Source organism: Pantoea sp. GW821-FHT03E06 (assembly GCF_059420725.1).
In genome coordinates this window covers 3,801,526-3,822,562 of record NZ_JBWKUG010000001.1, presented here as the reverse complement: position 1 = coordinate 3,822,562, position 21,037 = coordinate 3,801,526, and the positions used below count along the sequence as shown (strand labels likewise).

At 51.2% G+C, this 21,037-nt stretch carries 35 protein-coding genes; 34 read left to right on the top strand and 1 reads right to left on the bottom strand.

The genetic code is table 11. The annotated features are described in order from the left end of the window. Positions 1-44: 44 nt before the first annotated feature. The 4 genes from kefG (at position 45) to slyD (ending at position 3,383) form a co-directional block, all read left to right on the top strand. The gene (gene kefG / locus AC07WB_RS17885; protein WP_097095819.1) at positions 45-596 is read left to right on the top strand and encodes a glutathione-regulated potassium-efflux system ancillary protein KefG; all 552 of its coding nucleotides are present in this window, start codon (positions 45-47) and stop codon (positions 594-596) included. Next, complete coding sequence (gene kefB, locus AC07WB_RS17880; protein ID WP_097095820.1) at positions 596-2,398, top strand: glutathione-regulated potassium-efflux system protein KefB; 1,803 nt, start codon at positions 596-598, stop codon at positions 2,396-2,398. The genes kefG and kefB overlap by 1 nt, the downstream gene beginning before the upstream one ends. 45 nt (positions 2,399-2,443) lie before the next feature. Then, positions 2,444-2,638 (top strand): YheV family putative zinc ribbon protein, encoded by a 195-nt coding sequence (locus tag AC07WB_RS17875; protein WP_007892203.1) that lies wholly within the window; start codon positions 2,444-2,446, stop codon positions 2,636-2,638. A 190-nt stretch (positions 2,639-2,828) separates the two neighbouring features. Then, positions 2,829-3,383, top strand: a complete 555-nt coding sequence (gene slyD / locus AC07WB_RS17870; RefSeq protein ID WP_049851962.1) for a peptidylprolyl isomerase — start codon at positions 2,829-2,831, stop codon at positions 3,381-3,383. 45 nt (positions 3,384-3,428) lie between these two features. Here slyD and AC07WB_RS17865 read toward each other — a convergent pair whose 3' ends face one another. After that, positions 3,429-3,647 carry a protein SlyX gene (locus AC07WB_RS17865; protein WP_097095821.1) on the bottom strand — a complete coding sequence of 73 codons (219 nt, stop codon included), beginning with the start codon at positions 3,645-3,647 and terminating at the stop codon, positions 3,429-3,431. Between the two features lie 280 nt (positions 3,648-3,927). Between AC07WB_RS17865 and fkpA the strand changes: the two genes are divergently transcribed. The 30 genes from fkpA (at position 3,928) to rpsE (ending at position 21,035) form a co-directional block, all read left to right on the top strand. After that, complete coding sequence (fkpA, locus tag AC07WB_RS17860) at positions 3,928-4,761, top strand: FKBP-type peptidyl-prolyl cis-trans isomerase (protein WP_097095822.1); 834 nt, start codon at positions 3,928-3,930, stop codon at positions 4,759-4,761. A gap of 176 nt (positions 4,762-4,937) precedes the next feature. Then, complete coding sequence (locus AC07WB_RS17855; RefSeq protein WP_097095823.1) at positions 4,938-5,660, top strand: helix-turn-helix transcriptional regulator; 723 nt, start codon at positions 4,938-4,940, stop codon at positions 5,658-5,660. Beyond that, a complete protein-coding gene (tusD, locus tag AC07WB_RS17850) occupies positions 5,660-6,046 on the top strand; it encodes a sulfurtransferase complex subunit TusD (protein ID WP_494940939.1) in 387 nt (128 codons plus the stop codon). Before AC07WB_RS17855 ends, tusD begins: the two co-directional genes overlap by 1 nt. Beyond that, a complete protein-coding gene (tusC, locus tag AC07WB_RS17845) occupies positions 6,046-6,405 on the top strand; it encodes a sulfurtransferase complex subunit TusC (RefSeq protein WP_345827963.1) in 360 nt (119 codons plus the stop codon). Before tusD ends, tusC begins: the two co-directional genes overlap by 1 nt. Positions 6,406-6,414: 9 nt before the next feature. Continuing rightward, the gene (gene tusB, locus AC07WB_RS17840; RefSeq protein WP_097095826.1) at positions 6,415-6,702 is read left to right on the top strand and encodes a sulfurtransferase complex subunit TusB; all 288 of its coding nucleotides are present in this window, start codon (positions 6,415-6,417) and stop codon (positions 6,700-6,702) included. A 126-nt stretch (positions 6,703-6,828) separates the two neighbouring features. Further along, entirely contained in the window at positions 6,829-7,203 is a 375-nt protein-coding gene (gene rpsL / locus AC07WB_RS17835; protein ID WP_006120575.1) for a 30S ribosomal protein S12, read from the top strand. Between the two features lie 96 nt (positions 7,204-7,299). Then, complete coding sequence (gene rpsG, locus AC07WB_RS17830; RefSeq protein ID WP_007886246.1) at positions 7,300-7,770, top strand: 30S ribosomal protein S7; 471 nt, start codon at positions 7,300-7,302, stop codon at positions 7,768-7,770. 93 nt (positions 7,771-7,863) lie between these two features. Continuing rightward, a complete protein-coding gene (fusA, locus tag AC07WB_RS17825) occupies positions 7,864-9,978 on the top strand; it encodes an elongation factor G (protein WP_097095827.1) in 2,115 nt (704 codons plus the stop codon). Positions 9,979-10,046: 68 nt separating this feature from the next. Continuing rightward, positions 10,047-11,231: an elongation factor Tu gene (tuf, locus tag AC07WB_RS17820; RefSeq protein ID WP_097095828.1), complete on the top strand. Its 1,185-nt coding sequence runs from the start codon at positions 10,047-10,049 to the stop codon at positions 11,229-11,231. A 176-nt stretch (positions 11,232-11,407) separates the two neighbouring features. After that, on the top strand, positions 11,408-11,602 hold the full coding sequence (gene bfd / locus AC07WB_RS17815; protein WP_097095829.1) for a bacterioferritin-associated ferredoxin: 195 nt from the start codon (positions 11,408-11,410) through the stop codon (positions 11,600-11,602). Positions 11,603-11,695: 93 nt separating this feature from the next. Continuing rightward, the gene (bfr, locus tag AC07WB_RS17810; RefSeq protein WP_097095830.1) at positions 11,696-12,178 is read left to right on the top strand and encodes a bacterioferritin; all 483 of its coding nucleotides are present in this window, start codon (positions 11,696-11,698) and stop codon (positions 12,176-12,178) included. Between the two features lie 321 nt (positions 12,179-12,499). Further along, the gene (gene rpsJ, locus AC07WB_RS17805; RefSeq protein WP_006120582.1) at positions 12,500-12,811 is read left to right on the top strand and encodes a 30S ribosomal protein S10; all 312 of its coding nucleotides are present in this window, start codon (positions 12,500-12,502) and stop codon (positions 12,809-12,811) included. A gap of 32 nt (positions 12,812-12,843) precedes the next feature. Continuing rightward, on the top strand, positions 12,844-13,470 hold the full coding sequence (gene rplC / locus AC07WB_RS17800; RefSeq protein ID WP_097095831.1) for a 50S ribosomal protein L3: 627 nt from the start codon (positions 12,844-12,846) through the stop codon (positions 13,468-13,470). A gap of 10 nt (positions 13,471-13,480) precedes the next feature. After that, a complete protein-coding gene (rplD, locus tag AC07WB_RS17795; protein ID WP_007891650.1) occupies positions 13,481-14,086 on the top strand; it encodes a 50S ribosomal protein L4 in 606 nt (201 codons plus the stop codon). Continuing rightward, entirely contained in the window at positions 14,083-14,385 is a 303-nt protein-coding gene (rplW, locus tag AC07WB_RS17790) for a 50S ribosomal protein L23 (protein ID WP_007891652.1), read from the top strand. Before rplD ends, rplW begins: the two co-directional genes overlap by 4 nt. A gap of 17 nt (positions 14,386-14,402) precedes the next feature. Further along, a complete protein-coding gene (gene rplB / locus AC07WB_RS17785) occupies positions 14,403-15,224 on the top strand; it encodes a 50S ribosomal protein L2 (protein WP_007891654.1) in 822 nt (273 codons plus the stop codon). A 16-nt stretch (positions 15,225-15,240) separates the two neighbouring features. After that, the gene (rpsS, locus tag AC07WB_RS17780) at positions 15,241-15,519 is read left to right on the top strand and encodes a 30S ribosomal protein S19 (protein ID WP_001138115.1); all 279 of its coding nucleotides are present in this window, start codon (positions 15,241-15,243) and stop codon (positions 15,517-15,519) included. A 13-nt stretch (positions 15,520-15,532) separates the two neighbouring features. Then, on the top strand, positions 15,533-15,865 hold the full coding sequence (gene rplV, locus AC07WB_RS17775) for a 50S ribosomal protein L22 (protein ID WP_007891659.1): 333 nt from the start codon (positions 15,533-15,535) through the stop codon (positions 15,863-15,865). A 17-nt stretch (positions 15,866-15,882) separates the two neighbouring features. Next, on the top strand, positions 15,883-16,581 hold the full coding sequence (gene rpsC, locus AC07WB_RS17770; RefSeq protein ID WP_007891660.1) for a 30S ribosomal protein S3: 699 nt from the start codon (positions 15,883-15,885) through the stop codon (positions 16,579-16,581). A gap of 12 nt (positions 16,582-16,593) precedes the next feature. Next, the gene (gene rplP / locus AC07WB_RS17765; RefSeq protein ID WP_002438716.1) at positions 16,594-17,004 is read left to right on the top strand and encodes a 50S ribosomal protein L16; all 411 of its coding nucleotides are present in this window, start codon (positions 16,594-16,596) and stop codon (positions 17,002-17,004) included. Beyond that, positions 17,004-17,192 carry a 50S ribosomal protein L29 gene (rpmC, locus tag AC07WB_RS17760; RefSeq protein ID WP_084938330.1) on the top strand — a complete coding sequence of 63 codons (189 nt, stop codon included), beginning with the start codon at positions 17,004-17,006 and terminating at the stop codon, positions 17,190-17,192. Before rplP ends, rpmC begins: the two co-directional genes overlap by 1 nt. Continuing rightward, the gene (gene rpsQ, locus AC07WB_RS17755) at positions 17,192-17,446 is read left to right on the top strand and encodes a 30S ribosomal protein S17 (RefSeq protein ID WP_007891663.1); all 255 of its coding nucleotides are present in this window, start codon (positions 17,192-17,194) and stop codon (positions 17,444-17,446) included. Before rpmC ends, rpsQ begins: the two co-directional genes overlap by 1 nt. Positions 17,447-17,615: 169 nt before the next feature. Then, positions 17,616-17,987, top strand: coding sequence for a 50S ribosomal protein L14 (gene rplN, locus AC07WB_RS17750; RefSeq protein WP_006120590.1), 372 nt, complete (start codon positions 17,616-17,618; stop codon positions 17,985-17,987). A gap of 10 nt (positions 17,988-17,997) precedes the next feature. Further along, on the top strand, positions 17,998-18,312 hold the full coding sequence (gene rplX / locus AC07WB_RS17745; RefSeq protein ID WP_097095832.1) for a 50S ribosomal protein L24: 315 nt from the start codon (positions 17,998-18,000) through the stop codon (positions 18,310-18,312). A 14-nt stretch (positions 18,313-18,326) separates the two neighbouring features. Then, a complete protein-coding gene (gene rplE / locus AC07WB_RS17740) occupies positions 18,327-18,866 on the top strand; it encodes a 50S ribosomal protein L5 (protein WP_097095833.1) in 540 nt (179 codons plus the stop codon). 14 nt (positions 18,867-18,880) lie between these two features. Continuing rightward, positions 18,881-19,186 carry a 30S ribosomal protein S14 gene (gene rpsN / locus AC07WB_RS17735; RefSeq protein WP_007891666.1) on the top strand — a complete coding sequence of 102 codons (306 nt, stop codon included), beginning with the start codon at positions 18,881-18,883 and terminating at the stop codon, positions 19,184-19,186. Positions 19,187-19,218: 32 nt separating this feature from the next. Further along, a complete protein-coding gene (gene rpsH, locus AC07WB_RS17730) occupies positions 19,219-19,611 on the top strand; it encodes a 30S ribosomal protein S8 (protein WP_007891668.1) in 393 nt (130 codons plus the stop codon). 12 nt (positions 19,612-19,623) lie between these two features. Beyond that, positions 19,624-20,157: a 50S ribosomal protein L6 gene (gene rplF, locus AC07WB_RS17725; protein ID WP_008104735.1), complete on the top strand. Its 534-nt coding sequence runs from the start codon at positions 19,624-19,626 to the stop codon at positions 20,155-20,157. 9 nt (positions 20,158-20,166) lie between these two features. Continuing rightward, the gene (rplR, locus tag AC07WB_RS17720; RefSeq protein ID WP_007891678.1) at positions 20,167-20,520 is read left to right on the top strand and encodes a 50S ribosomal protein L18; all 354 of its coding nucleotides are present in this window, start codon (positions 20,167-20,169) and stop codon (positions 20,518-20,520) included. A 14-nt stretch (positions 20,521-20,534) separates the two neighbouring features. Further along, a complete protein-coding gene (gene rpsE / locus AC07WB_RS17715; RefSeq protein ID WP_007891679.1) occupies positions 20,535-21,035 on the top strand; it encodes a 30S ribosomal protein S5 in 501 nt (166 codons plus the stop codon). The last annotated feature ends 2 nt before the right edge of the window (positions 21,036-21,037 follow it).

Here is a 21,037-nt window from a genome sequence, read left to right as displayed (position 1 = left end):
GGTAGCGGAATTCCTGTGCCGTGACGACGCTTTGGAGGGGAACGATGTCGCAGCCACCCAAAATTTTGCTGCTTTACGCCCATCCGGAATCACAGGATTCGATTGCTAATCGGGTTTTGCTGCAGTCGGCTATGGAACTGGACCACGTCACGGTGCACGATTTATACGCCCACTATCCGGATTTTTTTATTGATATTCACTATGAGCAGCAGCTGCTGCGCGAGCATCAAATCATCGTCTTCCAACATCCACTTTATACCTACAGCTGCCCGGCGCTGCTGAAGGAGTGGCTGGATCGCGTGCTGTCGCGCGGTTTTGCCAGCGGCCCGGATGGCAATGCGCTGGAGGGCAAATACTGGCGCAGCGTGGTGACCACTGGCGAACCGGAAGCGGCTTATCATCATAGCGGTCTGAATCGTTATCCGATGAGTGACATTATGCGTCCCTTTGAGCTGACGGCGCAGATGTGCCGTATGCACTGGATGACGCCGATGGTGATTTACTGGGCGCGACGCCAAACGCCAGAAGTGATGCGTAATTTCGCGCGGGCATATGGCGACTGGCTGGCTTCACCGCTGCCGCAAGGAGGGGTGTGATGGAAGGCGAAACGTTACTCACGGCCGGCGTGATCTATCTGGTTGCGGCCGTGCTGATCGTGCCGATTGCGGCGCGTCTCGGCATTGGTGCGGTGTTGGGCTATCTGCTGGCGGGGATTGCCATCGGTCCGTGGGGCCTGGGTTTCATCAGCGACGTTGAGGAGATTTTGCACTTCTCCGAACTCGGCGTGGTGTTCCTGATGTTCATTATCGGCCTTGAGCTGAATCCCTCGAAACTCTGGTCGCTGCGCCGTTCAATATTTGGCGTGGGTGCAGCACAGGTGCTGATCTCGGCGGCGATTCTGGGGGGATTATTGTGGCTCACCGACTTTAGCTGGCAGGCGGCAGTGATTGGCGGGATTGGTCTGGCCATGTCATCGACAGCCATGGCGCTACAGCTGATGCGTGACAAAGGCATGAACCGCAGTGAATCTGGTCAGCTCGGCTTCTCGGTGCTGCTGTTCCAGGATTTAGCGGTGATTCCGGCTTTAGCGTTGGTGCCGCTGCTGGCAGGCGGCGACAGCGGTCACGTTGACTGGCTGAAAGTGGGCATGAAGGTGCTGGCGTTTGCCGGAATGCTGATTGGTGGTCGCTATCTGTTGCGTCCCATCCTGCGTTTTATTGCGGCATCCGGCGTGCGTGAAGTGTTTACCGCAGCGTCGCTGTTGCTGGTACTGGGATCGGCGCTGTTTATGGACGCGCTCGGCCTGTCGATGGCGCTGGGTACCTTCATCGCGGGTATTCTGTTAGCGGAAAGTGAATATCGTCACGAGTTGGAAGTCGCCATCGAACCGTTCAAAGGGCTGCTGCTGGGGCTGTTCTTTATCTCAGTAGGCATGGCGCTCAACCTTGGCGTGCTTTATACCCACATCGTTGAAATTCTGCTGGGCGTGGTGATTCTGGTCGCGGTGAAAACGCTGGTGCTGTATGTGCTCGCGCGCATTTATGGCTTGCGCAGCTCAGAGCGTCAACAGTTTGCCGGCGTGTTAAGCCAGGGCGGCGAGTTTGCCTTTGTGCTGTTCTCTGCGGCATCTTCAGCGAAGATGTTTAGCGGCGACCAAATGCCGCTGCTGCTGGTGACGGTAACGCTCTCCATGATGACTACGCCGCTGCTGATGAACGCCATAGATCGTTTACTCGCGCACCGCTTTAACGAGCCCGATGAGAATGCCGAGAAGCATTTTGTTGAGGACGATCAGCCACAGGTGATTGTGGTTGGCTTTGGGCGTTTTGGTCAGGTAGTGGGTCGTTTGTTGATGGCTAATAACAAACGCATTACGGTGCTGGAGCGCGATATCTCTGCGGTGAGCCTGATGCGTAAATATGGCTATAAGGTTTACTATGGTGATGCCACCGAGCTGGAGATGCTGCGTGCAGCTGGCGCGGAGAATGCACAATCCATCGTCATTACTTGTAACGATCCGGAAGATTCGATGTCCATCGTACACCTGTGCCAGCAGCATTTTCCGCAGCTGGAAATTCTGGCGCGCGCGCGTGGTCGTGTTGAAGCACACGAACTACTGCAGGCAGGGGTTACGCTGTTCTCGCGTGAGACTTTCTCCAGTGCGCTTGAGCTGGGACGCAAGACGTTGATTTCGCTAGGGATGCATCCGCATCAGGCGCAGCGCGCGCAGCAACATTTCCGCCGTCTGGATATGCGTATGCTGCGCGAACTGGTGCCGAGCCACGATGACAGCGCGCAGGTTTCGCGTGTGCGTGAAGCCCGACGTGAGTTAGAGGATATTTTCCAGCGCGAAATGCAGCACGAAAAACGCCAGTTTGACGGCTGGGATGACGAGTAGATCTATACTTAATTTATCCGTTCCTTAACGACGGCAGGAAACAGTATGCGTAAACAATTTATTGCCGGTGCGGTTTGCCCGCACTGCCAGGAGAAAGACACGTTAGCATTGTGGCGTGAAAACAATGTTGATGTGGTGGAGTGCGTCGAGTGCGGCCATCAGATGCGTGAAGCCGATAAGCAAGTGCGCGATCAGGTTCGCAGCAATGAGCAAGTGATCGGCATTTTTCATCCTGAGTAGCGCATTGGCTCAGCTTTTTTTAAGCTTGAACTTACAGCGGGATTGAATTCCGCTACAATCGGCGCCATTAACGCTGAGCAGTATGTCACGACACAATTGGCATCCTCAGTCTTGAACCTTTCTGGTTGGTTATTGCACGCAAAATTGACCAATGGGACGGGATCTTAGTTCTCAACGGTTAGGAGATATCATGAAAGTAGCAAAAGACCTGGTGGTGAGCCTGGCGTATCAGGTTCGTACCGAAGACGGTGTGTTGGTTGACGAGTCACCGGTGAGTGCACCGTTGGACTATCTGCACGGTCATGGTTCCCTGATTTCTGGTCTGGAAAAAGCGCTGGAAAATCATGATGTAGGCGATAAGTTTGACGTGCATATCCCGGCAAATGACGCTTACGGGCAGTACGATGACAACCTCGTACAGCGCGTACCAAAAGACGTGTTTATGGGCGTTGACGAACTGCAGGTAGGCATGCGCTTCCTGGCAGAAACCGATCAGGGCCCAGTACCGGTTGAAATCACCGAAGTTGAAGATGAGCACGTTGTGGTTGATGGTAACCACATGCTGGCTGGTCAAAATCTGAACTTCAATGTGGAAGTTGTCGCGATTCGCGCAGCAACCGAAGAAGAGCTGGCGCACGGCCACGTGCATGGTGCAGATGGTCATCATCATGATCATGACCACGATCATGGCCACGATCACGGCCAGGGCGGCTGTGGCACTGGCGGTTGCGGCTGCAGCCACTAATCAGTGTAACGCTTTGCGAGGCCACCTTTAGGTGGCCTTTCTTTTTTAATAATGCGGCGGGGGTGTTTCTTCTGATTGCGACGCGATCATCGACGGTGCGCTATCCTTCACCTTGTCCACTAACAGACGAACCTGCTCGCGCAGTCTTATCATCTCCAGCTCATGCTGAACCACGGTCTGATTGAGCTGATCGATGGTGTATTCCTGAAAAGCCAGTTTGCTTTCCAGCGCCTCGAGGCGTTGTTCCCATTCTATTGATTGCATGATCTTTCCTCATCTGCCGGTACGACGCGTTAAGCTGTTTCGGACGTGATTCTACGGCCTTTGGCTTCAGAATCACCTGATATTTTACCTTTAAGTGGCATACTGCATTGAAAAGCCGCATAGCGCCTATATCTCTGATGAAACTTCCTGAAGCAAAAAAGGTCGGAGGTTGACCGGGTAATTACATTGTGGGAGTGTTCGCCGCTGCCACGTAAAGTTATAGTGTGGGCCTCAGTCCGCAATGATTCCCGAGGTGAGAGGCTTCGGTTTTGGAGAAAGGATGAAATCACTGTTTAAAGTCACATTGTTAGCTACCACCATGGCTGTCGCGCTGAATGCACCGCTGGCTATGGCAGCAGAAACTGCCGCAGCTCCAGCAGCAGATGCTGCACAGGCCGCGCCGCAAGCACCAAAAAATGCTGCTTTCAAAAATGAAGACCAGCAGTCAGCTTACGCGCTGGGCGCTTCCCTTGGTCGCTACATGGACAACTCTCTGAAGGAACAAGAGAAACTGGGCATCAAGCTGGATAAAGATCAGTTGATCGCAGGTGTTCAGGACGCATTTGGTGGCAAAAGCAAACTCTCTGATCAAGAGATCGAGCAAACCCTGCAGGCCTTTGAGGGTCGCGTAAAAGGCGCCGCTCAAGAGAAGATGGAAAAAGATGCGAAAGAGAACGCAGATAAGGGTTCAGCTTACGCAGATAAATTTGCCAAAGAAAAAGGCGTGAAGAAAACCGAATCTGGCCTGCTGTATCAGGTAGAGAAAGAAGGTACCGGTAACGCACCAAAAGACAGCGACACTGTCGTAGTAAACTACAAGGGTACGCTGATTGACGGTACTGAGTTCGATAACTCTTATACCCGTGGCGAGCCGCTGTCGTTCCGTCTGGATGGTGTGATTCCTGGCTGGACCGAAGGTCTGAAGCACGTGAAGAAAGGCGGCAAGATCAAGCTGGTGATCCCACCGAATCTGGCTTATGGCAAAAATGGCGTTCCGGGTATTCCGGCAAACTCCACGCTGGTGTTCGATGTTGAGCTGCTCGACATCAAACCGGCGCCGAAAGCCGACGAGAAAGCGCAGGCTCCGGTCGCAGCCGATCAGAAAGCGCAGTAATTTGTACTTGCTGTATGACGCCGCCTCCGGGCGGCGTCTTTTATTTGGAAGAGGCACAGTAAAGGTGTGGCATAAGCGGGCGACATTTGCCAGACTAGCGCCTGCATAACTATCACCATATGAGTCTGCCCCAAAGCTGTCGAGACAGGCTCCAGCCATTTAGGGTAATGTCTTCGATGTCTAATCCATTCAATCCCGGTGAACTGACTGACTTCGATTTACTGGAGCAGCGTCCGTTCGAGCAAGCCGATTTCGATATCCTCAAATCTTACGAAGCCGTTGTTGATGGCCTTGCGATGCTAATTGGCTCGCACTGTGAAATCGTGCTGCATTCTCTGGAAGATTTGAAATGTTCAGCCGTGCGCATCGCTAACGGTGAACACACCGGCCGCAAGGTGGGCTCGCCGATTACCGATTTGGCACTGCGTATGCTGCACGATATGCATGGCGCAGACAGCAATGTTTCCAGAGCCTACTTCACACGCGCGAAAAGCGGCGTGCTGATGAAATCGGTCACCATTGCAATTCGTAATCGTCAACAGCGCGTGATTGGCCTGCTGTGTATCAACATGAACCTTGACGTGCCGTTCTCGCAGATTATGTCGACCTTTATGCCACCGGAAATGCAGCAGGTTGATTCCAACGTTAATTTTGCCAGTTCGGTAGAAGACCTGGTCATGCAAACGCTAGAGTTCGCGATTGAAGAAGTGAGCGCTGACCGTAACGTCTCTAACAATGCGAAGAATCGCCAGATCGTGCTCAATATGTATGAAAAGGGCATTTTCGATATTAAAGATGCGATTAACCAAGTTGCCGATCGCCTCAATATCTCGAAGCATACGGTTTACCTCTATATCCGCCAGTTCAAAAGCGGTGATTTTCAGGGGCAGGATCGCTAATGCGCTACACCTTGCTGGTTACCGGACCTGCCTACGGCACCCAACATGCCAGCAGTGCGTTGCTGTTTGCACGTGCGCTGGTGCAGGCTGGGCATCAGCTTGAGAGCGTGTTCTTCTATCGCGAAGGCGTGTTGAACGCCAACCAGTTGAGTGCACCAGCCAGCGATGAGGTCGATATGGTGCGTGAATGGCAGCAGCTGAGTAGTGAAAGTGGTACCGCACTGAATATCTGCGTAGCGGCCGCGCTGCGCCGTGGTGTAACCGATGCGCAGGAGGCGACGCGCCTGCAACTGCCGGGCAGTAATTTGCAGCCGGGATTTGAACTGAGCGGTTTGGGTGCCCTGGCGGAAGCCGCGCTTCGCTGCGATCGGCTGGTGCAATTCTGATGAACCGTGTCGCTTTTCTCTTTACTCAGGCTCCGCACGGCAGTAGCGCCGGCAGGGAAGGGCTTGATGCTGTTTTGGCCACAGGTGCGTTAAGTGAAGACATCGGCCTATTCTTTATCGGTGATGGGGTAATGCAACTGAATCCTGGTCAGCAGCCCGAGCAGATACTGGCGCGCAACTATATCGCCACTTTTGGCGTACTGGCGCTGTACGATATTGACCAGTGTTATGTTTGTGCTGATTCGCTGCAGGCGCGTGGACAAAGTCTGACTGCGGAGCGCGTGCTGGCCGCTGAGGTGCTGGACGCCGCAGCGCTTCGCGCAAAGCTTGCTACTTATCATCGTATTATTCGATTCTGAGAACCAATCATGCTCTTCACGCTGCTGCAATCTCCCTGGCAATGCGACATTGATAGCCTGCTGCTGCTATTACAGGAAGGTGACGATCTGCTTTTATTACAGGATGGCGTGACTGCGGCTCTTGCAGGCAGCCAGATGTTAGTCAAGCTCAATGCCACGCCGGCCATGCTGTGGGTGTTAGAAGAAGATGTGGTGGCGCGCGGCCTGGTTGAGCAAATTTCGACCAAAGTAGCACGTTTGGACTATACTGGTTTCGTTGCCTTGACAGCGAAGCATCAACAACAAGTGGCCTGGTAAGAGCGAAAACCTGGTTATTTCTTGACACCCTTTTGACACAGCCCTAAAATTCTGCCTCCTCGTAGTAATACGAGGCGATTTATTACGTGTTTACGAAGCAAAAAGCTAAATCCCAGGAGCTATTTAATGGCAACAGTTAACCAGCTGGTTCGCAAACCACGCGTACGCAAAGTTGCAAAGAGCAACGTGCCTGCGCTGGAAGCTTGCCCGCAGAAACGTGGTGTTTGTACTCGTGTGTACACCACCACCCCTAAAAAACCAAACTCAGCACTGCGTAAAGTTTGCCGTGTGCGTTTGACTAACGGTTTTGAAGTTACCTCCTATATCGGCGGTGAAGGTCATAACCTGCAGGAGCACTCCGTGATCCTGATCCGTGGCGGTCGTGTTAAAGACTTGCCAGGTGTGCGTTACCACACCGTTCGTGGCGCGCTGGACTGCTCAGGTGTTAAAGACCGTAAGCAGTCACGCTCCAAATACGGCGTGAAGAAGCCAAAGGCTTAATGGTTCTCCGTTAAGTAAGGCCAAACGTTTTAACTTAAATGTCAAACTAAACTCGTAGAGTTTTGGACAATCCTGAATTAACAACGGAGTATTTCCATGCCACGTCGTCGCGTCATTGGTCAGCGTAAAATTCTGCCGGATCCTAAGTTCGGATCAGAGCTGCTGGCTAAATTTGTAAATATCCTGATGGTAGATGGTAAAAAATCTACTGCTGAATCTATCGTCTATACCGCGCTTGATACCCTGGCTCAACGCGCTGGTAAAGATGGCCTGGAAGCGTTCGAGGTTGCTCTCGAAAACGTGCGTCCGACTGTCGAAGTTAAGTCACGTCGCGTTGGTGGTTCTACCTACCAGGTTCCAGTTGAAGTCCGTCCGGTTCGTCGTAATGCCCTGGCAATGCGTTGGATCGTAGAAGCTGCTCGTAAACGCGGTGATAAATCTATGGCTCTCCGCCTGGCGAACGAACTTTCTGATGCTGCAGAAAACAAAGGTACTGCAGTTAAGAAACGTGAAGACGTTCACCGCATGGCAGAAGCCAACAAGGCGTTCGCACACTACCGCTGGTAACAGCAACGTAGTTGTTATTAACCCAGCGGGCGTCCCAGTGACTCACCTGCTGGGCTTTTTTAACTTAGAACGTCTAAGAAACAGAGGAATCAAATGGCTCGTAAAACACCCATTGAGCGCTACCGTAACATCGGTATCAGTGCGCACATCGACGCCGGTAAGACTACAACTACCGAACGCGTTCTGTTCTACACCGGTGTAAACCACAAAATCGGTGAAGTTCATGACGGCGCAGCAACCATGGACTGGATGGAGCAGGAGCAGGAACGTGGTATTACCATTACCTCTGCTGCGACTACCTGTTACTGGTCTGGTATGGCTAAGCAGTTTGAACCACACCACGTAAACATCATCGACACCCCGGGACACGTTGACTTCACCATCGAAGTTGAGCGTTCTATGCGTGTGCTTGATGGCGCAGTAATGGTTTACTGTGCAGTTGGTGGCGTTCAGCCACAGTCTGAGACCGTATGGCGCCAGGCTAACAAATATAAAGTTCCACGCATTGCGTTCGTTAACAAAATGGACCGCATGGGTGCTAACTTCCTGAAAGTTGTTGGTCAGATGAAGGATCGCTTGGGTGCAAACCCAGTTCCACTTCAGCTGGCTATCGGCGCAGAAGAGAAATTCACCGGTGTTGTTGACCTGGTGAAAATGAAAGCTATTAACTGGAACGATGCCGATCAGGGCGTCACCTTCGTTTACGAAGATATCCCAGCGGATATGCAGGAACTGGCCGAAGAATGGCGTGCAAAACTGGTTGAAGCTGCAGCTGAAGGCTCTGATGAGTTGATGGATAAATTCTTTGGTGGCGAAGAGCTGACTGAAGAAGAGATCAAAACTTCTCTGCGTAAGCGCGTGCTGAACAACGAAATCATCCTGGTAACCTGTGGTTCTGCATTTAAGAACAAAGGTGTTCAGGCGATGCTGGATGCGGTTGTTGAATACCTGCCAGCACCGACTGACGTTACCGCGATTAACGGTATGCTGGACGACGGTAAAGACACTCCGGCTGAACGTCACTCTGATGACAATGAGCCGTTTGCTGCACTGGCGTTTAAAATCGCTACCGACCCGTTTGTAGGTAACCTGACCTTCTTCCGCGTTTACTCTGGTGTGGTTAACACTGGTGACACCGTGTTCAACCCGGTTAAGTCAAACCGCGAACGTCTGGGCCGTATCGTACAGATGCACGCCAACAAACGTGAAGAGATCAAAGAAGTTCGTGCGGGCGATATCGCTGCGGCGATCGGCTTGAAAGACGTGACCACTGGTGACACCCTGTGTGATCCAGACAACGTCATCATTCTTGAGCGCATGGAATTCCCTGAGCCAGTAATCTCTATCGCTGTTGAGCCAAAAACCAAAGCTGACCAGGAAAAAATGGGTCTTGCTCTGGGCCGTCTGGCTAAAGAAGATCCATCATTCCGCGTATGGACTGATGAAGAATCTAACCAGACCATCATCGCCGGTATGGGTGAGCTGCACCTCGACATCATCGTTGACCGCATGAAGCGTGAATTCAACGTTGAAGCGAACGTCGGTAAACCTCAGGTAGCTTATCGCGAAGCGATTCGTACTAAAGTTACCGATATCGAAGGTAAACACGCCAAGCAGTCTGGTGGTCGTGGTCAGTACGGTCATGTTGTTATCGACATGTACCCGCTGGAACCAGGTGTGAACCCGAAAGGTTACGAATTTGTCAACGATATCAAGGGCGGTGTGATTCCAACTGAATACATCCCTGCGGTTGATAAAGGTATCCAGGAGCAGCTGAAATCAGGTCCACTGGCTGGTTATCCGGTAGTTGATCTGGGTGTTCGTCTGCACTTCGGTTCATACCATGATGTCGACTCCTCTGAGCTGGCGTTTAAACTGGCCGCTTCTTTGGCCTTTAAAGATGGCTTTAAGAAAGCGCAGCCTGTTCTGCTTGAGCCAATCATGAAGGTTGAAGTAGAGACTCCGGAAGAGAACACCGGTGACGTTATCGGTGACCTTAGCCGTCGTCGTGGTATGCTCAAAGGACAGGAATCTAACGCTACTGGCGTTCAGATCCATGCTGAAGTTCCGCTGTCTGAAATGTTCGGATATGCAACCCAGCTGCGTTCTCTGACCAAAGGCCGTGCTTCTTACTCCATGGAGTTCCTGAAGTACGATGATGCGCCGAACAACGTCGCTCAGGCCGTTATTGAAGCTCGTAGCAAATAAGCTACGGTTTAAAAATGTTAACTGATGCCTTCATGAATCATGAAGGCACAACGTAAGGAATTATCGCCATGGCGAAAGAGCAATTTCAGCGTAACAAACTGCACGTAAACGTGGGCACCATCGGTCACGTCGACCACGGTAAAACCACCCTGACTGCAGCAATCACTACCGTTCTGGCTAAAACCTACGGTGGTAAGGCAAGCAAATTCGATGAAATCGATAAGGCGCCAGAAGAGAAAGCTCGTGGTATCACCATCAACACTTCTCACGTTGAATATGAAACCCCGACTCGCCACTATGCGCACGTTGACTGCCCAGGCCACGCCGACTATGTGAAAAACATGATCACCGGTGCTGCGCAGATGGATGGCGCAATCCTGGTTGTTGCTGCGACTGACGGCCCTATGCCTCAGACCCGTGAGCACATCCTGCTGGGTCGTCAGGTTGGCGTTCCTTACATCATCGTGTTCCTGAACAAGTGCGACATGGTTGATGACGAAGAGCTGCTGGAACTGGTTGAAATGGAAGTACGTGACCTGCTGTCAGCATATGACTTCCCAGGCGACGACACTCCAATCGTTCGTGGTTCTGCTCTGAAAGCGCTGGAAGGCGACGCTGAGTGGGAAGCTAAGATCATTGAGCTGGCTGAGCATCTGGATACTTACATCCCAGAGCCAGTACGTGCAATCGACCTGCCGTTCCTGCTGCCAATCGAAGACGTATTCTCAATCTCTGGCCGTGGTACCGTTGTTACCGGTCGTGTTGAGCGCGGTATTGTTAAAGTGGGCGACGAAGTTGAAATCGTTGGTATCAAGGCGACTGTTAAGTCTACTTGTACCGGCGTTGAAATGTTCCGTAAACTGCTGGACCAGGGTCAGGCAGGCGAGAACTGCGGCGTTCTGCTGCGTGGTATCAAGCGTGAAGACATCCAGCGTGGCCAGGTTCTGGCTAAGCCGGCTACCATCAAGCCGCATACCAAGTTCACTTCAGAAGTGTACGTTCTGTCTAAAGATGAAGGCGGCCGTCATACTCCGTTCTTCAAAGGCTACCGTCCACAGTTCTACTTCCGTACCACTGACGTGACCGGCAACGTTGAGCTGCCAGAAGGCGTTGAGATGGTAATGCCAGGCGACAACGTTCAGATGACCGTTGAGCTGATCCACCCAATCGCGATGGATGAAGGCTTGCGCTTCGCTATCCGTGAAGGCGGCCGTACTGTTGGTGCGGGTGTTGTTGCTACAATTATCGCTTAATTGCGTTAATGTCGGAGGCTGCTAAGGTAGCCTCCGCGGCACAAAAGAGAGCACTTAGGTGCTCTTTTTTTTACCTGAAATTTGAGTTATGACTAAATCCACATAAAAGGCAGGTTTGAAATAAAAACAATTCTCATTTACAATTTGATCATAAATTGTACGGGAGTCCGCAGTAAATGTACGTCTGCTTGTGTAATGCCGTGAGTGATAAAACCCTCCGCGAAGTGGTTCGCCGCTATCAACCTAAATCCATGCAGCAGCTCCGCCAATTAGTGCCGATTGGTAAGCAGTGTGGAAAATGTGTGCGCTTTGCTCGGGAAATTATGGAAGATGAACTGCAAAACGTACCACCGTATAAAGAGATAGCCTGACACACCTGGCAATAACCACAATAACTGTCGCGTTTTTTTGACTTCCCTCTATCCGCATCTACGATTTATGTAGTTGGAAGCGGAGGAAGCAAAATGAAGGGCGACGGTAGAATCATAAGTTATCTCAATAAATTGCTGGGGAATGAGCTGGTTGCAATTAATCAGTACTTCCTTCATGCGCGTATGTTTAAGAACTGGGGTTTAACACGCCTCAACGATGTTGAGTATCACGAGTCAATCGATGAAATGAAGCATGCCGACAAGTACATCGAACGCATCTTATTTCTGGAAGGCATTCCTAACTTGCAAGATCTCGGGCGATTACGTATTGGTGAAGACGTCCCGGAAATGCTGCAGTCTGACTTAGCATTAGAACTTGAAGGCGCAAAGGATTTGCGCGAAGCAATAGCATATGCGGACAAAGTTCATGATTATGTCAGCCGGGACATGATGATTGAGATTCTCACGGAGGAGGAAGGGCACATCGATTGGCTGGAAACGGAACTCGAGCTAGTGCAAAAAATCGGTTTGCAAAACTATCTTCAGTCTCAACTAAAAGAACAAAACGAACATTAGACTTATGTTGAACAAGCTATGTCTCGTCAGCCCGCGGCAATTAAAACGATTGTCGCGGGTTTTTTCGTCTTCAAAACGAGAATGATGTGGTTAAAAACACAACACGGGTTGCTTCCTAAGCTGATTTACGTATAATGCGCGGGCCTGCCGATATTGGTGCGGCGCGATTCGAGCAGAATCGCAGGGGATAGCTGTCTATGTATCGCCTGACAATACTCCCAATTGTGGAGTTATATGCTGAACGATTACACTCCTCCATCAATCGTAATGGATGCGGGTAGTAATTCTTTTCGTTTATAAAATGTTTGGAGCCTTGGTCTCATGTCGAACCAAAGAATCCGTATCCGTCTTAAAGCGTTTGATCATCGCCTGATCGATCAATCAACCGCGGAAATCGTTGAGACTGCCAAGCGCACTGGTGCGCAGGTACGTGGTCCGATCCCGCTGCCAACCCGCAAAGAGCGTTTTACCGTTCTGATCTCTCCGCACGTTAACAAAGACGCGCGTGATCAGTACGAAATCCGCACTCACAAGCGTCTGGTAGACATCGTTGAGCCAACTGAAAAAACCGTTGATGCTCTGATGCGTCTGGATCTGGCTGCCGGTGTTGACGTGCAGATCAGCCTGGGTTAATCAGGTCATCGAGCGATTGAGAGGTTGATACAATGATTGGTTTAGTCGGTAAAAAAGTGGGTATGACCCGCATCTTCACTGAAGATGGCGTTTCAATCCCAGTAACCGTTATCGAAGTTGAAGCAAACCGCGTTACTCAGGTTAAAGGCCTGGACAACGATGGTTACCAAGCTATCCAGGTTACCACCGGTGCTAAAAAAGCAAGCCGTGTGAGCAAGCCTGAAGCAGGTCATTTTGCTAAAGCTGGCGTTGACGCTGGCCGTGGTCTGTGGGAATTCCGCACCGAAGGTGAAGAGTTCTCTGTTGGCCAGAGCATCAGTGTTGAAATTTTCGCTGACGTTAAAAAAGTAGACGTTACCGGTACCTCTAAAGGTAAAGGTTTCGCAGGTACCGTTAAGCGCTGGAACTTCCGTACCCAGGACGCTACACACGGTAACTCCTTGTCACACCGCGTTCCGGGTTCTATCGGTCAGAACCAGACTCCGGGCAAAGTGTTCAAAGGCAAGAAAATGGCTGGTCAGCTGGGTAATGAGCGCGTAACCGTTCAGAGCCTGGAAGTAGTACGTGTTGACGCTGAGCGCAACCTGCTGCTGGTCAAAGGTGGCGTCCCGGGTGCAACTGGGTGCGATCTGATTGTTAAACCAGCTGTGAAGGCGTAAGGGGATAGCAATGGAATTAGTACTGAAAGACGCGCAGAGCGCGCTGACTGTTTCCGAAACTACCTTCGGTCGTGATTTCAACGAAGCGCTGGTTCACCAGGTTGTTGTTGCTTATGCCGCAGGTGCTCGTCAGGGTACTCGTGCGCAGAAAACTCGTGCTGAAGTAACTGGTTCAGGCAAAAAGCCTTGGCGCCAGAAGGGTACCGGCCGTGCGCGTTCAGGTTCTGTTAAGAGCCCGATCTGGCGTTCAGGTGGCGTGACCTTCGCTGCGCGTCCGCAGGACCACAGTCAAAAAGTTAATAAAAAGATGTACCGCGGCGCGCTGAAAAGCATTCTGTCCGAGCTGGTACGTCAGGACCGTCTGATCGTTGTCGAGACGTTCTCTGTAGAAGCGCCTAAAACTAAGCTGCTGGTACAGAAACTGAAAGACATGGCGCTGCAAGATGTGCTGATCATCACCGGTGAACTGGATGAGAATCTGTTCCTGGCTGCGCGTAACCTGTATAAGGTTGACGTGCGTGATGCAGCGGGCATCGACCCAGTTAGCCTGATCGCCTTCGACAAAGTCGTTATGACTGCGGAAGCAGTTAAGCAAGTTGAGGAGATGCTGGCATGATCCGTGAAGAACGTCTGCTGAAAGTAGTGCGTGCACCGCACGTATCAGAAAAAGCATCTACTGCGATGGAAAAAACCAATACCATCGTTCTCAAAGTTGCTAAAGACGCGACCAAAGCAGAGATCGTTGCTGCTGTTGAGAAACTGTTCGAAGTAGAAGTTAAAGACGTAAACACCCTGGTCGTTAAAGGGAAAGTTAAGCGTCACGGACAGCGTATCGGTCGTCGTAGCGACTGGAAAAAAGCTTACGTCACCCTGAAGGAAGGCCAGAATCTGGACTTCGTCGGCGGCGCTGAGTAAGTCGGAGGAGAAAGACAATGGCAGTTGTTAAATGTAAACCGACATCTCCGGGTCGTCGTCACGTAGTTAAAGTGGTGAACCCAGAGCTGCACAAGGGCAAACCATTTGCCCCGCTGGTAGAAAAAAACAGCAAATCCGGTGGTCGTAACAACAATGGTCGTATCACTACCCGTCATATCGGTGGTGGTCACAAGCAGGCTTACCGTATTGTTGACTTCAAACGCAACAAAGATGGTATCCCAGCAGTTGTTGAGCGTCTTGAGTACGATCCGAACCGTTCTGCGAACATCGCACTGGTTCTGTACAAAGATGGCGAGCGCCGTTACATCCTGGCCCCTAAAGGCCTGAAAGCCGGCGATCAGATTCAATCTGGCGTTGATGCTGCGATTAAAGCAGGTAATACCCTGCCGATGCGTAACATCCCGGTGGGTTCTACCGTTCATAACGTAGAAATGAAGCCAGGCAAAGGCGGTCAGATTGCTCGCTCAGCCGGTACTTACGTGCAGATCGTTGCGCGTGAAGGTTCCTACGTTACCCTGCGTCTGCGTTCAGGCGAAATGCGCAAAGTTGAATCCGAATGTCGTGCAACTCTCGGCGAAGTCGGCAACTCTGAGCACATGCTGCGCGTACTGGGTAAAGCTGGTGCAACCCGTTGGCGTGGTGTTCGTCCTACCGTTCGCGGTACTGCGATGAACCCAGTCGATCACCCGCACGGTGGTGGTGAAGGTCGTAACTTTGGTAAGCACCCGGTAACTCCGTGGGGCGTTCAGACCAAAGGTAAGAAGACCCGTAGCAACAAGCGTACTGATAAATTTATCGTACGTCGCCGTAGCAAATAATTTTAGAGGATAAGCCATGCCACGTTCTCTCAAGAAAGGTCCTTTTATTGACCTGCACTTGCTGAAGAAGGTAGAGAAAGCGGTGGAAAGCGGTGACAAGAAGCCCCTGCGCACTTGGTCCCGTCGTTCAACGATCTTCCCTAACATGATCGGTTTGACCATCGCTGTCCATAATGGTCGTCAGCACGTTCCTGTCTTTGTTTCCGACGAAATGGTCGGCCACAAACTGGGTGAATTTGCACCGACACGTACTTATCGCGGCCATGCTGCAGATAAGAAAGCCAAGAAGAAATAAGTAGGAGGAAGAGATGGAAACTATTGCTCAACATCGCCATGCTCGTTCTTCTGCTCAGAAGGTTCGCCTGGTGGCAGACCTGATTCGCGGTAAGAAAGTGTCGCAGGCTCTGGATATTCTGACCTACACCAACAAAAAAGCTGCTGTGTTGGTTAAGAAAGTCCTGGAATCTGCCATTGCGAACGCCGAACACAACGATGGCGCTGATATCGACGATCTGAAAGTCGCGAAAATCTTCGTAGACGAAGGCCCAAGCATGAAGCGCATTATGCCGCGTGCGAAAGGTCGTGCAGATCGCATCCTGAAGCGCACCAGCCACATTACTGTGGTTGTGTCCGATCGCTGAGACTCTGGAGACTAGCAATGGGTCAGAAAGTACATCCTAATGGTATTCGCCTGGGTATTGTAAAACCATGGAACTCTACCTGGTTTGCGAACACCAAAGAATTCGCTGACAACCTGGACAGCGATTTTAAAGTCCGTCAGTTCCTGACTAAGGAACTGTCTAAAGCGTCTGTATCTCGTATCGTTATCGAGCGTCCGGCTAAGAGCATCCGTGTGACTATTCACACTGCTCGCCCGGGTATCGTTATCGGTAAGAAAGGTGAAGACGTAGAAAAACTGCGTACGGTCGTCGCGAAAATCGCTGGCGTTCCTGCACAGATCAATATCGCCGAAGTCCGTAAGCCGGAACTGGACGCTAAATTGGTTGCTGATAGCATCACTTCACAGCTGGAGCGTCGTGTGATGTTCCGTCGTGCTATGAAGCGTGCTGTACAGAACGCAATGCGTCTGGGCGCGAAGGGTATTAAAGTTGAAGTCAGCGGCCGTTTGGGCGGTGCCGAGATCGCACGTACCGAATGGTACCGTGAAGGTCGCGTACCGTTGCACACACTGCGTGCAGACATTGACTACAACACCTCTGAAGCGCACACCACTTATGGTGTAATCGGCGTTAAGGTATGGATCTTCAAAGGCGAGATCCTGGGTGGTATGGCTGCTGTTGAACAACCGGAACCGGCTGCTCAACCTAAAAAGCAGCAGCGTAAAGGCCGTAAGTAAGGAGAGTCGCTGATGTTACAACCAAAGCGTACGAAATTCCGTAAAGTGCACAAAGGCCGCAACCGTGGTCTGGCGCAAGGTACGGATGTCAGCTTCGGTACTTTCGGTCTGAAAGCTGTTGGCCGTGGTCGTCTGACTGCTCGTCAGATCGAAGCAGCACGTCGTGCTATGACCCGTGCAGTTAAGCGTCAAGGTAAAATTTGGATCCGTGTATTCCCGGACAAACCAATTACCGAGAAGCCGCTGGAAGTGCGTATGGGTAAAGGTAAGGGTAACGTGGAGTATTGGGTTGCCCTCATTCAACCGGGTAAAGTCCTGTATGAAATGGACGGCGTTCCGGAAGAGCTGGCCCGTGAAGCCTTCAAGCTGGCAGCAGCAAAACTGCCTATCAAAACCACCTTTGTTACTAAGACGGTGATGTAATGAAAGCAAATGAGCTGCGTGAAAAAAGCGTTGAAGAGCTGAACACTGAGCTACTTAACCTGCTGCGTGAGCAGTTTAACCTGCGCATGCAAGCAGCATCCGGCCAACTTCAGCAGACCCATCTGTTGAAGCAAGTGCGCCGTAATGTTGCACGTGTTAAGACTTTACTGACTGAGAAGGCGGCGTAATGACCGATAAAATCCGTACTCTGCAGGGTCGTGTTATTAGTGACAAAATGCAGAAATCTGCAGTTGTTGCTATCGAACGTGTCGTGAAACACCCGATCTACGGTAAATTCATCAAGCGTACGACTAAGCTGCACATCCATGACGAGAACAACGAATGCGGTATTGGTGACGTGGTAGAAATCCGCGAAACTCGTCCGCTGTCTAAGACTAAGTCTTGGACGCTGGTTCGCGTTGTAGAGAAAGCGGTTCTGTAATAGAATCCGCTTCCTCTAAAAAATAAAATGAACGGCTCGTCTGAGCCGTTCATTTTTTCTACCCATGTGCGAGAACCGGTGTTATAATGCCGCGCCCTCAATTATGGGGCTTTTTAACGACCTGAGGTTTGGGTCCCGAAGTAGTAGTTGACATTAGCGGAGCACTAAAATGATCCAAGAACAGACTATGCTGAACGTCGCCGACAACTCCGGTGCACGTCGCGTAATGTGTATCAAGGTTCTGGGTGGCTCGCACCGTCGCTACGCAGGCGTCGGCGATATCATCAAAGTGACCATCAAGGAAGCAATTCCTCGTGGCAAGGTGAAAAAAGGTGATGTCCTGAAAGCGGTAGTGGTGCGCACCAGGAAGGGTGTTCGTCGCCCGGACGGTTCTGTCATTCGCTTCGATGGTAATGCATGCGTTATTTTAAACAATAACAGCGAGCAACCTATCGGTACGCGTATTTTTGGGCCGGTAACTCGTGAACTTCGTACTGAAAAGTTCATGAAAATTATCTCTCTGGCACCAGAAGTACTCTAAGGAGCGAGCAATGGCAGCGAAAATCCGTCGTAACGACGAAGTTATCGTGCTTACCGGCAAAGACAAAGGTAAACGCGGTAAAGTAAAGAATGTCCTGACTTCTGGTAAGGTCATCGTTGAAGGTATCAACCTGGTTAAGAAACATCAGAAGCCGGTCCCGGCCCTGAACCAACCAGGCGGCATCGTTGAAAAAGAAGCTGCTATTCAGGTTTCTAACGTTGCACTCTTCAATGCGGCAACCGGCAAGGCTGACCGTGTAGGCTTTAGATTCGAAGACGGCAAAAAAGTCCGTTTCTTCAAGTCTAATAGCGAAACTATCAAGTAATTTGGAGTAGTACGATGGCGAAACTGCATGATTACTACAAAGACGAAGTAGTCCAGAAACTCATGACAGAGTTCGGCTACAATTCTGTCATGCAAGTCCCTCGGGTCGAGAAGATCACCCTGAACATGGGTGTTGGTGAAGCGATCGCTGACAAGAAACTGCTGGATAACGCAGCAGCAGACCTGGCAGCAATCTCCGGTCAAAAACCGCTGATCACCAAAGCACGCAAATCAGTTGCAGGCTTCAAAATCCGTCAGGGCTATCCGATCGGCTGTAAAGTAACTCTGCGCGGCGAGCGCATGTGGGAGTTCTTTGAGCGTCTGATCACTGTTGCTGTACCTCGTATCCGTGACTTCCGTGGTTTATCTGCGAAGTCTTTCGACGGTCGTGGTAACTACAGCATGGGCGTTCGTGAGCAGATCATCTTCCCAGAAATCGATTATGACAAAGTCGATCGCGTTCGTGGTTTGGATATTACCATTACCACTACTGCGAAATCTGATGATGAAGGCCGTGCTCTGCTGGCTGCCTTTGACTTCCCGTTCCGCAAGTAAGGTAGGGTTACTTAATGGCTAAGCAATCTATGAAAGCACGCGAAGTTAAGCGTGTGAAATTAGCAGACAAGTTCTTCGCTAAGCGTGTTGAACTGAAAGCGATCATTTCTGATGTGAACGCGTCCGACGAAGACCGTTGGGATGCCGTTCTCAAGCTGCAGAGTCTGCCGCGTGATTCCAGCCCTTCACGTCAGCGTAACCGCTGCCGTCAGACAGGTCGTCCGCACGGTTTCCTGCGGAAGTTTGGGTTGAGCCGTATCAAGGTCCGTGAAGCCGCAATGCGCGGTGAAATCCCGGGTCTTAAAAAGGCTAGCTGGTAATTGTCACCATTTGAATCACGGGAGTAACACAGATGAGCATGCAAGATCCGATCGCGGATATGCTGACCCGTATCCGTAACGGTCAGGCCGCGAACAAAGTTGCGGTCTCTATGCCTTCCTCCAAGCTGAAAGTGGCAATTGCCAACGTGCTGAAGGAAGAAGGCTATATTGAAGATTTTAAAATCGAAGGCGACATCAAGTCTGAGCTGGAAGTAACACTTAAATATTTCCAGGGCAAGGCTGTGGTTGAGAGCATTCAGCGTGTTAGCCGTCCAGGTCTGCGCATCTATAAGAAAAAAGATGAGCTGCCAAAAGTAATGGCTGGTCTGGGCATCGCTGTAATCTCTACCTCTAAAGGTGTCATGACTGATCGTGCAGCGCGCCAAGCTGGTCTTGGTGGCGAAATTATCTGCTACGTAGCGTAATCGGAGGATAAAATGTCTCGTGTTGCAAAAGCACCTGTCGTTGTTCCTGCGGGCGTAGAGGTAAAACTCAGCGGTCAGGAAGTTTCGATCAAAGGCAAAAACGGCGAGCTGACTCGTACTATCAACAGTGCTGTAGAAGTTAAGCATGCAGACAACGCCCTGACTTTCGCTCCACGCGAAGGTTATGCGGATGGTTGGGCACAAGCAGGTACTGCTCGTGCGCTGCTGAACGGCATGGTTATCGGTGTTACCGAAGGCTTCACCAAGAAGCTGCAACTGGTTGGTGTTGGTTATCGTGCAGCTGTTAAAGGCAACTCTGTGAGCTTGGCCCTGGGCTTCTCTCACCCTGTTGACCATGCACTGCCGGCCGGCATCACTGCTGAATGTCCAACTCAGACTGAGATCGTGCTGAAAGGCGCTGATAAACAGCTGATTGGTCAGGTTGCAGCTGATCTGCGCGCCTACCGTCGTCCTGAGCCTTACAAAGGCAAGGGTGTTCGTTACGCCGACGAAGTCGTGCGTACCAAAGAGGCTAAGAAGAAGTAAGGTAACACTATGGATAAGAAATCTGCTCGTATCCGTCGTGCGACCCGTGCACGTCGCAAGCTCAAAGAGCTGGGTGCTACTCGCCTGGTGGTACATCGTACCCCGCGTCATATCTACGCACAGGTGATCGCCCCGAACGGTTCCGAAGTTCTGGTTGCTGCTTCTACTGTAGAAAAAGCTATTGCCGAACAACTGAAGTATACCGGTAACAAAGACGCCGCTGCAGCTGTAGGTAAAGCTCTGGCTGAGCGCGCTGTTGAGAAAGGCATCAAAAATGTCTCTTTCGACCGTTCCGGGTTCCAATATCATGGTCGTGTCCAGGCACTGGCAGATGCTGCCCGTGAAGCTGGCCTTCAGTTCTAAGGTAGAGGTCTAAGATGTCAAACATCGAGAAACAAGCTGGCGAACTGCAGGAAAAACTGATCGCGGTAAACCGTGTATCTAAAACTGTAAAAGGTGGTCGTATTTTCTCCTTCACCGCACTGACTGTAGTGGGTGATGGTAACGGCCGCGTTGGTTTTGGTTACGGTAAAGCGCGTGAAGTTCCAGCAGCGATCCAGAAAGCGATGGAGAAAGCCCGTCGCAATATGATTAACGTCGCGCTGACTCACGGCACCCTGCAGCACCCTGTTAAAGGTGCTCACACGGGTTCTCGTGTGTTCATGCAGCCGGCTTCTGAAGGTACCGGTATCATCGCCGGCGGTGCAATGCGCGCCGTTTTAGAAGTCGCTGGAGTACATAACGTTCTGGCTAAAGCGTATGGTTCTACTAACCCGATTAACGTGGTTCGTGCAACTATCGATGGCCTGGGCAATATGAATTCTCCGGAAATGGTCGCTGCCAAGCGTGGTAAATCCGTTGAAGAAATTCTGGGGTAATC